Source organism: Limnohabitans sp. (assembly GCF_044373035.1).
Taxonomy (GTDB): Bacteria; Pseudomonadota; Gammaproteobacteria; order Burkholderiales; family Burkholderiaceae_C; genus Limnohabitans_A.
On record NZ_JBILQU010000110.1, the window covers coordinates 1 to 8720 of the forward strand.

Here is an 8720-nt window from a genome sequence, read left to right on the forward strand (position 1 = left end):
GCGGCCGCTTTGAGCATGGCGTATTCGCCCGACACCTGATAAGCGAAGGTCGGCACCTTGAATTCGTCTTTGACGCGGCGCACGATGTCCAAATACGGCATGCCGGGCTTGACCATGACCATGTCTGCGCCTTCGGCCAGGTCCATGGCGACTTCGCGCAGGGCTTCGTCGCTGTTGCCGGGGTCCATCTGGTAGACCTTTTTGTTGCTCTTGCCCAGGTTGCCGGCAGAGCCGACCGCGTCACGGAAGGGACCATAAAAGGCGCTGGCGTACTTGGCGCTGTAGGCCATGATGCGCGTGTGGATCAGGCCGCGTGCTTCGAGCGCTTGGCGGATCGCGCCGATGCGCCCGTCCATCATGTCGCTGGGCGCGACCATGTCCACGCCGGCTTCGGCTTGGGTCAGGGCTTGCTGCACCAGCACGGCGGTGGTTTCGTCGTTCAGGATGTAGCCGGTTTCGTCCAGCAGGCCATCTTGGCCGTGGCTGGTGAAGGGGTCGAGCGCCACATCGGTCATCACGCCCAGTTCGGGAAAGCGTTTTTTCAGCTCACGCACCACGCGGGGCACCAGGCCATTGGGGTTCATGGCTTCGCTGCCTGTGGGGTCCTTCAGGCTGGCGTCGATCACCGGGAACAGCGCCATGACCGGGATGCCCAGCTTGACGCAGTCTTCGGCCACGGGCAACAACAGGTCCAGACTCAGGCGCTCCACGCCGGGCATGGAGCCCACGGCCTGGCGCTGGTTTTGTCCGTCCAGCACAAAGACCGGGTAGATCAGGTCGTGCGCTGTGACCCGGTGCTCACGCACCAGGTTGCGGGTGAATTCGTCACGGCGCAAGCGGCGTGGGCGGTTGGCGGGGAAGGGGGCGACGGGGTTCATGTTGAAAATTGTGCCTGAAGTCCCTGCGGATGCCAAAAGTTGCCGGTTGCGCTCAGTCGCCCAGGTGGCAGAGCCGGTGTTCAAAAAGGCATGCTGACACCCAAATAATAAAAACATCATAAAAAACAAAAACGTGCTTGTTATTGGTTTTGTTATTTGATAAATTCCACTCTGGGCAGCTTGCTGCCTCCCGCTTTTCCTCCCTGAGCGGGCGCCTTGATGTGTGACAGCAAAAAGGCTTCCAGCCCTCGGCCTCTGGTCGGGGGTTTTTTTTGTCCGGCGAACAAGCCCTTGGTCCGGGCATCACTGGCTACACTTGAAGCATGCTCTGGATCAAAGCCCTTCACATCGTTTTCATTGCCAGCTGGTTTGCCGGCTTGTTTTATTTGCCACGCATTTACGTCAACCTGGCCATGGTGCCAGCCGACTCGACCGCCGAGCGCGATCGCCTGCTTTTGATGGCACGAAAGCTCTACCGCTTTATGACCATCCTGGCCGTTCCAGCCTTGGCGCTGGGCTTGTGGCTTTGGCTCTACTACGGCATCGGCCTGGGGCCTGGCCAGGGCTGGATGCATGCCAAGCTGCTGATCGTGCTGGCTTTGCTGGGTTACCACCACAGTTGCGGTGTGCTCTTGCGTCAGTTTGAAAACGGCCAGACGCAGCGCAGCCATGTCTGGTTTCGATGGTTCAACGAAGCGCCGGTGCTGATGATGCTGCTGGCGGTCATTTTGGTGGTGGTCAAGCCTTTTTAAAGGCTGACCAGCAAGGCTTATGCGCAAGCCCACCTGGCGCAAAACAACCGCTTGGCCTTTGTTCTGGCTGTATGCGGTCCTGATCGTCTACGCCAGCCTGTACCCCTTTGACAACTGGCGCTTTCAGGGCCTGGTGTCTTGGTCGTTTCTGAGCGCGCCTTGGCCACGATACTGGACTGGGTTTGACGTTTTTTCCAATGTGCTGGGCTATGCCCCCCTGGGCTTTTTGCTGGCGCTCGCAGTGCACCGCAGCCGCCGGCAATGGCCTGCCGTCACCATGGCGGCCTTGGTGGCCGCCGCCTTGTCGCTGGTGATGGAGTCGCTGCAGATGTTCTTGCCAGTGCGGGTGCCTTCCAACCTCGATTGGGTGCTCAACGTGGGGGGCGCTTGGGCAGGTGCCTTGGTGGCCCGGGGTCTGGCTTGGGTGGGGCTGCTCGAGCGCTGGGGTCGTTTCAGGGACCGTTGGTTTGAAGCCGAAGCCAGTGGTGCGCTGGCCTTGCTGGCCCTGTGGCCCTTGGCCTTGCTGTTTCCGGCCCCAGTCCCGTTTGGTCTGGGGCATGTGTTTGAGCGGGTTGAGACCACCTGGATCGAATGGTTGCAGGACACACCCTGGCTGGATTGGTGGCCTGTGCGCGTGGCAGAACTCCAGCCATTGTTGCCCTTGACCGAGACCTTGTGTGTGGCCGTCGGTTTGCTGCTGCCTTGTTTGCTGGCGTATGGCGTGGTGCGCCGCAGGCCGCAGCGCTGGGTGGTGGCCGGGGCGTGCCTGACGGTGGGCTTGTTGGCCAGCGCCTTGTCGGCCGCTTTGACATATGGCCCCGTGCACGCTTGGGGATGGATCAGCCCTGAGGTGTTCATGGGCTTGGTGTGGGCATTGGTGGGGGCGGTGGCGCTGTCGTTGTGTCCGCCCCGCTTATGCTGGGTGCTTGCTTTGGCGGCTTTGGTGCTGCAGTTGAGCTTGCTCAACAGCGCATCGGCCGATGTGTATTTTTCCTTGACCTTGCAGACTTGGGAGCTGGGGCGCTTCATCCGTTTTCATGGCCTGATTCAGTGGGTGGGTTGGCTGTGGCCCTATGCCTTGCTGGTGTATCTGGTGCGCCGACTGTCCTCGCCCGGCCTTTCCTGAGCCGGGTGAACCCCTTGTCCGTAGGGGGGCCTAAAATTACTGGATGAGCACCGAAACCCCCAGCCCCTATTTCAAGCGCCACATCTTTTTTTGCCTGAACGAGCGCAAAAACAACGAGGCCTGTTGTGCACAACAAAACGCCCAAGCCGCTTTTGACCACTGCAAGTCCCGTGTGAAAGCACTCGGCCTGGCCGGTCCTGGCGAAGTTCGGGTCAACAAGGCCGGTTGCCTGGATCGCTGCGCGGGCGGGCCGGTGGCCGTGGTGTACCCTGAAGGCGTTTGGTACAGCTATTTGGACACAAGTGACATCGACGAGATTGTCGAGTCGCATTTGAAAAATGGCCAGGTGGTCCAGCGTTTGGTGACCCCTGAGCACCTGGAGCGTTGATGAGCGCCAAGACCCGTACGCTCAGTCTGCAAGGCCAGGCAGGCCACATCGAAGCCTTGCTGGACGAGCCTGTTGAAGGCGCGGTAAAGGGCACGGCCGTGATTGCCCACCCCCACCCCTTATTTGGCGGCACCATGCAAAACAAAGTGGTGCAGACCTTGGCGCGTGCTTTTGTGCAAAGCGGCTGGCGAGCCGTGCGCTTCAATTTCAGGGGCGTGGGCGCGAGCGAGGGCACCTACGACGAAGGCCAAGGGGAGGCTGCAGACATGTTCCGGGTCATCGCACAGGTGGCACCCGAGGGGCCGCTGGCGTTGGCTGGGTTTTCCTTTGGTGCTTTTGTGACCAGCCATGTGGTGCAAGCCTTGGGCGATCAACGGTCGCCGCAACAACTGGTGCTGGTGGGCACGGCAGCGTCGCGTTTTGAGGTGGCCCCGGTGGCCCCCGATTTGCACGAGCGCTGCTTGGTGTTGCATGGCGAGCTAGACGATACAGTGCCATTGGTCAGCGTGATGGACTGGGCCCGACCGCAATCCCTGCCCATCACGGTGATTCCCGGATGTGAACACTTCTTCCACGGACAATTGCCCCTTCTCAAATCCTTGGTGGTGCGCCATTTGAGGTCCTGATGGCTGGTACTTTTGTTCAAACCCCTTTTTTGATCGATAGGCCGTTTGTGCCGCTCGGCTCGGGACCTCCTGGTTTGCAAACTTTCCGAATGACAAACGAGCGCATGAACGCATTTTCGAAATATTGGATCGGTGCTTGGCTGGCCGCTGCTTCTTTGTGCATCCAGGCCCAAATGCCTGAAGCGCCCGAAATGGCGGTCAAAGCCTATTTGCTGATGGACGTGACCGCCAATCAAGTTTTGGCGGCCAAAGATCCCGATATGGCGGTGGAGCCCGCTTCGCTGACCAAGCTGATGACGGCCTATTTGGTCTTTGAGGCCTTGAAAAATCGCAAGATCGACATCAAACAGGCTTTGCCGGTGTCCGAGCGGGCCTGGAAGATGCCTGGGTCGCGCATGTTCATCGATCCCAAGATGAAGGTGCCCGTAGAGGACTTGCTCAAGGGCATGATTGTCCAGTCGGGCAACGACGCGACGGTGGCCTTGGCCGAAGGGGTGGCGGGCAGCGTCGAGCGCTTTGTGCAATTGATGAATGACCAGGCGGTCTTTTTGGGCATGCACAAAACGCTTTACAAAAACCCTGAAGGCCTCACCGCCCCTGGCCACACCACCACCGCCCGTGACTTGGCTTTGCTGACCTCGCGTTTGATGCGTGATTTTCCAGACTATGTGCCTTATTACGCCATCAAAAAGTACCGTTACGAAGGCACTCCGGCGGCCAATGACACCAACCGCAATTTGTTGCTGTTTCGCGATGCCAGTGTGGATGGCCTGAAAACTGGCCACACCCAAGCGGCTGGCTATGGCTTGGTGGCAACGGCCAAGCGCGAGTTACCTAATGTGGGCACGCGACGCTTGCTGAGCGTGGTGCTGGGGGCCGAAAGTGAAAATGCCCGTGCCAATGAGAGCCAGAAGCTGCTCAACTGGGGTTATTCGGCCTTTGATGCGGTCAAGCTCTTCGACGCCAACCAGGCGGTGGTCACACCACCGGTGTGGAAAGGTAAACAGCCAGTGCTCAAGCTCGGCTCGGTGCGACCCTTGGTGGTGGCCATCCCTGCAGGCAGCGCTTCGCAGCTCAAAACCCAGGTGGTACGACCGGACCCCTTGGTCGCGCCTTTTGCCAAAGGACAGGCTGTGGGTAGCCTGAAGTTATTGCAGGGTGAAAAAGCCTTGTTTGAGGTGCCTTTGCAGGTGCTGGAGCCGGTCGAACAAGCCGGCGTTCTGGGGCGTGCCTGGGACGCTGTGAGGCTTTGGATCAAGTGACCTGCTGGAGCCGCCAGCGCCCGCCAAAGTTCCATTAAATGGTGGATAACTTGCCACCCTTTCACCATGCGGTTATACTGGCGGGCTTTTCCGCTTTTGGGGGCGGGGAAGTTTCTTTTGTCAAAATTCAACGTTTAGGGACGTTACAAACAATGCCAACCATCAATCAATTGGTGCGTCAGGGGCGCGAGGTCGAAACGATCAAGTCCAAAAGCCCTGCGATGCAAAACTCTCCACAACGCCGTGGCGTGTGCACCCGCGTGTACACCACGACGCCAAAAAAGCCTAACTCTGCGCTGCGTAAAGTCGCCAAAGTTCGCTTGACCAACGGTTTCGAAGTCATTTCGTACATCGGCGGTGAAGGCCACAACCTGCAGGAGCACTCCGTGGTTCTGGTGCGCGGTGGTCGTGTCAAAGACTTGCCAGGTGTGCGTTACCACATCGTCCGCGGTTCTTTGGACTTGCAAGGCGTGAAAGACCGCAAGCAGTCTCGCTCCAAGTACGGTGCGAAGAAGCCAAAAGCCAAGTAAACCCTTTCGGGTTGAAATTTACGGTGCTGTTTCCCGCGTGGCGCGGTGATGCAGCGAAGTGACCCGAAACCCGGAATTGTCCAGGTGGGTCGAGTAAGTGAGCGGTTTTGAATAACCCTCGCGGTGTCTGAAAAGATACCAACTGAAGCAATATGAGGTGAAATATGCCACGTCGTCGCGAAGTCCCTAAACGTGAAATCCTGCCGGATCCCAAGTTCGGCAATGTCGAGTTGTCCAAGTTCATGAACGTGATCATGGAAGGTGGAAAAAAAGCTGTGGCCGAGCGCATCATTTACGGTGCCCTCGAAAACATGGAAAAGAAAACAGGCAAAGACCCTGTCGAGCTGTTCTCCATTGCCATCAACAACGTCAAGCCCATGGTGGAAGTGAAATCCCGCCGCGTGGGTGGTGCGAACTACCAGGTGCCTGTTGAAGTGCGCCCAGTTCGTCGCTTGGCCCTGTCGATGCGCTGGATCAAAGAAGCCGCTCGCAAGCGCGGTGAAAAGTCCATGGCTCTGCGCCTGGCCAACGAGTTGCTCGAGGCCAACGAAGGCCGTGGTGGTGCCATGAAAAAGCGTGACGAAGTTCACCGCATGGCCGAAGCCAACAAGGCGTTCTCACACTTCCGCTTCTGATTCACAGGGGCTTCATAAAGAAGTCTGACACTTTCAGAAGCCAGCCCGCTGGCCCCAAAAGGGGTGGCGGGCTTTAGTACATCATCATCGGAGAAATTTATGGCTCGCATCACCCCCATCGAGCGCTATCGCAACATCGGTATTTCAGCGCACATTGACGCTGGCAAGACCACGACGACAGAGCGTATTCTTTTTTACACTGGCGTGAACCACAAAATTGGTGAAGTGCACGACGGCGCTGCCACCATGGACTGGATGGAGCAAGAGCAAGAGCGTGGCATCACGATCACCTCGGCCGCCACCACCTGTTTCTGGAAGGGCATGGACGGCTCTTTCGAAGACCACCGCATCAACATCATCGACACCCCCGGTCACGTGGACTTCACTATTGAAGTTGAGCGTTCCATGCGTGTTCTGGACGGCGCTTGCATGGTGTACTGTGCTGTGGGCGGTGTGCAGCCCCAGTCGGAAACCGTTTGGCGTCAGGCCAACAAGTACAAAGTGCCACGTCTGGCCTTTGTGAACAAGATGGACCGTACCGGTGCCAACTTCTTCAAAGTCGTCGAGCAAATGAAGTTGCGCCTGAAGGCCAACCCTGTGCCGATCGTGATTCCGATCGGCGCTGAAGAAAACTTCACCGGCGTGGTGGACCTGCGCAAGATGAAGGCCATCATCTGGGACGAAGCTTCCCAGGGTATGAAGTTCAATTTTGAAGAAATTCCAGCCGACTTGGTCGAGTTGGCCAAAGAGTGGCGCGAGAAGATGGTCGAAGCGGCAGCTGAAGCCTCTGAAGAGTTGATGAACAAGTACCTCGAAGAAGGTGACTTGACCGAAGAAGAAATCACACACGGACTGCGCGTTCGCACCATCAACAGCGAAATCCAGCCCATGTTGTGCGGCACGGCTTTCAAGAACAAAGGCGTTCAGCGCATGCTGGATGCGGTGCTTGAGTTGATGCCTTCGCCTTTGGACGTGAAAGCCATCAAAGGCTTTGACGAAGACGAAAAGGAAATCACCCGCAAAGCGGATGACAACGAAAAATTTGCGGCTTTGGCTTTCAAATTGATGACCGATCCGTTTGTGGGTCAGTTGACCTTTGTCCGTGTTTATTCGGGCGTTCTGAAAAAGGGCGACACCGTTTACAACGCAGTGCGTGGCAAAAAAGAACGCATTGGCCGTATCGTGCAGATGCATGCCAACAACCGTGAAGAAGTCGACGAAATCCGTGCCGGCGACATCGCCGCTTGCGTGGGCTTGAAAGACGTGACCACGGGCGAGACTTTGTGCGATCCCAACGCCGTGATCACCTTGGAGCGCATGGTGTTCCCGGACTCCGTGATTCGCCAGGCTGTGGAACCCAAGACCAAGGCCGACCAAGAAAAAATGGGTATGGCCCTGGCCCGTTTGGCCGCAGAAGATCCTTCTTTTCGTGTGCAAACCGACGAAGAATCCGGCCAGACCATCATTGGTGGCCAGGGCGAATTGCACCTGGAAATCATCGTGGACCGCATGAAGCGTGAATTCGGTGTGGAAGCCAACGTGGGCAAGCCTCAAGTGGCTTACCGCGAAACCATCCGCAAAACCGTCGAAGAAGCCGAAGGCAAATTCGTGCGTCAGTCTGGTGGTAAGGGTCAATACGGTCACGTGGTGTTGAAGGTCGAGCCACAGGAACCTGGCAAGGGTTTCGAATTCGTGGACGCCATCAAAGGCGGTGTGGTTCCTCGTGAATACATCCCTGCGGTGGAAAAAGGCGTGATCGAAGCTCTGGGTCAAGGCGTGTTGGCGGGCTACCCAGTCGTTGACGTCAAAGTCACGCTGCACTTCGGTTCGTACCACGATGTGGACTCGAACGAAATGGCCTTCAAGATGGCCGCCATCTTTGGTTTTAAAGAAGGTTGCCGCAAAGCCCAACCCGTGATTTTGGAGCCGATGATGGCTGTGGAAGTGGAGACCCCTGAAGACTACGCCGGTAACGTGATGGGCGATCTGTCCTCACGCCGCGGTATGGTTCAAGGCATGGACGACATGGTCGGTGGTGGCAAAGCCATCAAGGCCGAAGTGCCCTTGTCCGAAATGTTTGGTTATTCGACCACGCTGCGCTCCATGTCGCAAGGTCGCGCCACCTACACGATGGAATTCAAGCACTACGCTGAAGCCCCACGTAACGTGGCCGAAGCCATCGTCGCTTCAAGGGCTAAATAAATGCATGAGTGCCGGACCAAATTCGCCTGCGAATTTGCTCGGGCACCTCTGACTAAAAACAGTCAGATCTGAAAGTTCAGAAACTGTCTGCGATCAAGTGCCACTCTGTGCCCGTGCGGAGTGATCCAGCAACCTGATGCAAACATTAAACCAACACACGGGCATTGCTCTTTTTAAGGATTTGAAAAATGGCTAAAGAGAAATTTGAACGGACCAAGCCCCACGTCAACGTGGGCACCATTGGTCACGTTGACCATGGCAAAACCACGCTGACAGCCGCCATCACCACCGTGTTGGCTGCCAAGTTCGGCGGTGCTGCCA

At 57.5% G+C, this 8720-nt stretch carries 10 protein-coding genes; 9 read left to right on the forward strand and 1 reads right to left on the reverse strand.

Features of this window, described 5'->3' with window-relative positions:
• Positions 1-878 (reverse strand): porphobilinogen synthase (gene hemB, locus ACIQ47_RS13230; RefSeq protein WP_396438566.1); only part of this gene is annotated, 878 nt, incomplete at its 3' end.
• 323 nt (positions 879-1201) lie between these two features.
• On the opposite strand from hemB, the gene ACIQ47_RS13235 reads away from it, so the two are divergent.
• The 9 genes from ACIQ47_RS13235 to ACIQ47_RS13275 form a co-directional block, all read left to right on the forward strand.
• Entirely contained in the window at positions 1202-1630 is a 429-nt protein-coding gene (locus tag ACIQ47_RS13235) for a CopD family protein (protein ID WP_396438567.1), read from the forward strand.
• Positions 1631-1649: 19 nt separating this feature from the next.
• Positions 1650-2756, forward strand: a complete 1107-nt coding sequence (locus tag ACIQ47_RS13240; RefSeq protein WP_396438568.1) for a VanZ family protein — start codon at positions 1650-1652, stop codon at positions 2754-2756.
• 43 nt (positions 2757-2799) lie between these two features.
• Entirely contained in the window at positions 2800-3144 is a 345-nt protein-coding gene (locus tag ACIQ47_RS13245; protein WP_396438569.1) for a (2Fe-2S) ferredoxin domain-containing protein, read from the forward strand.
• A complete protein-coding gene (locus ACIQ47_RS13250; protein WP_396438570.1) occupies positions 3144-3770 on the forward strand; it encodes an alpha/beta hydrolase in 627 nt (208 codons plus the stop codon). The genes ACIQ47_RS13245 and ACIQ47_RS13250 overlap by 1 nt, the downstream gene beginning before the upstream one ends.
• Before the next feature lie 104 nt (positions 3771-3874).
• The gene (locus ACIQ47_RS13255) at positions 3875-5032 is read left to right on the forward strand and encodes a D-alanyl-D-alanine carboxypeptidase family protein (protein ID WP_396438571.1); all 1158 of its coding nucleotides are present in this window, start codon (positions 3875-3877) and stop codon (positions 5030-5032) included.
• A 152-nt stretch (positions 5033-5184) separates the two neighbouring features.
• Positions 5185-5562, forward strand: a complete 378-nt coding sequence (gene rpsL, locus ACIQ47_RS13260; protein ID WP_011466063.1) for a 30S ribosomal protein S12 — start codon at positions 5185-5187, stop codon at positions 5560-5562.
• A gap of 164 nt (positions 5563-5726) precedes the next feature.
• Positions 5727-6197 carry a 30S ribosomal protein S7 gene (gene rpsG / locus ACIQ47_RS13265; protein ID WP_019426275.1) on the forward strand — a complete coding sequence of 157 codons (471 nt, stop codon included), beginning with the start codon at positions 5727-5729 and terminating at the stop codon, positions 6195-6197.
• Positions 6198-6296: 99 nt separating this feature from the next.
• The gene (gene fusA, locus ACIQ47_RS13270) at positions 6297-8399 is read left to right on the forward strand and encodes an elongation factor G (protein ID WP_396438572.1); all 2103 of its coding nucleotides are present in this window, start codon (positions 6297-6299) and stop codon (positions 8397-8399) included.
• A 188-nt stretch (positions 8400-8587) separates the two neighbouring features.
• Positions 8588-8720, forward strand: a 133-nt coding sequence (locus ACIQ47_RS13275) for a GTP-binding protein (protein WP_308329836.1), incomplete at its 3' end; no start/stop codon positions are given.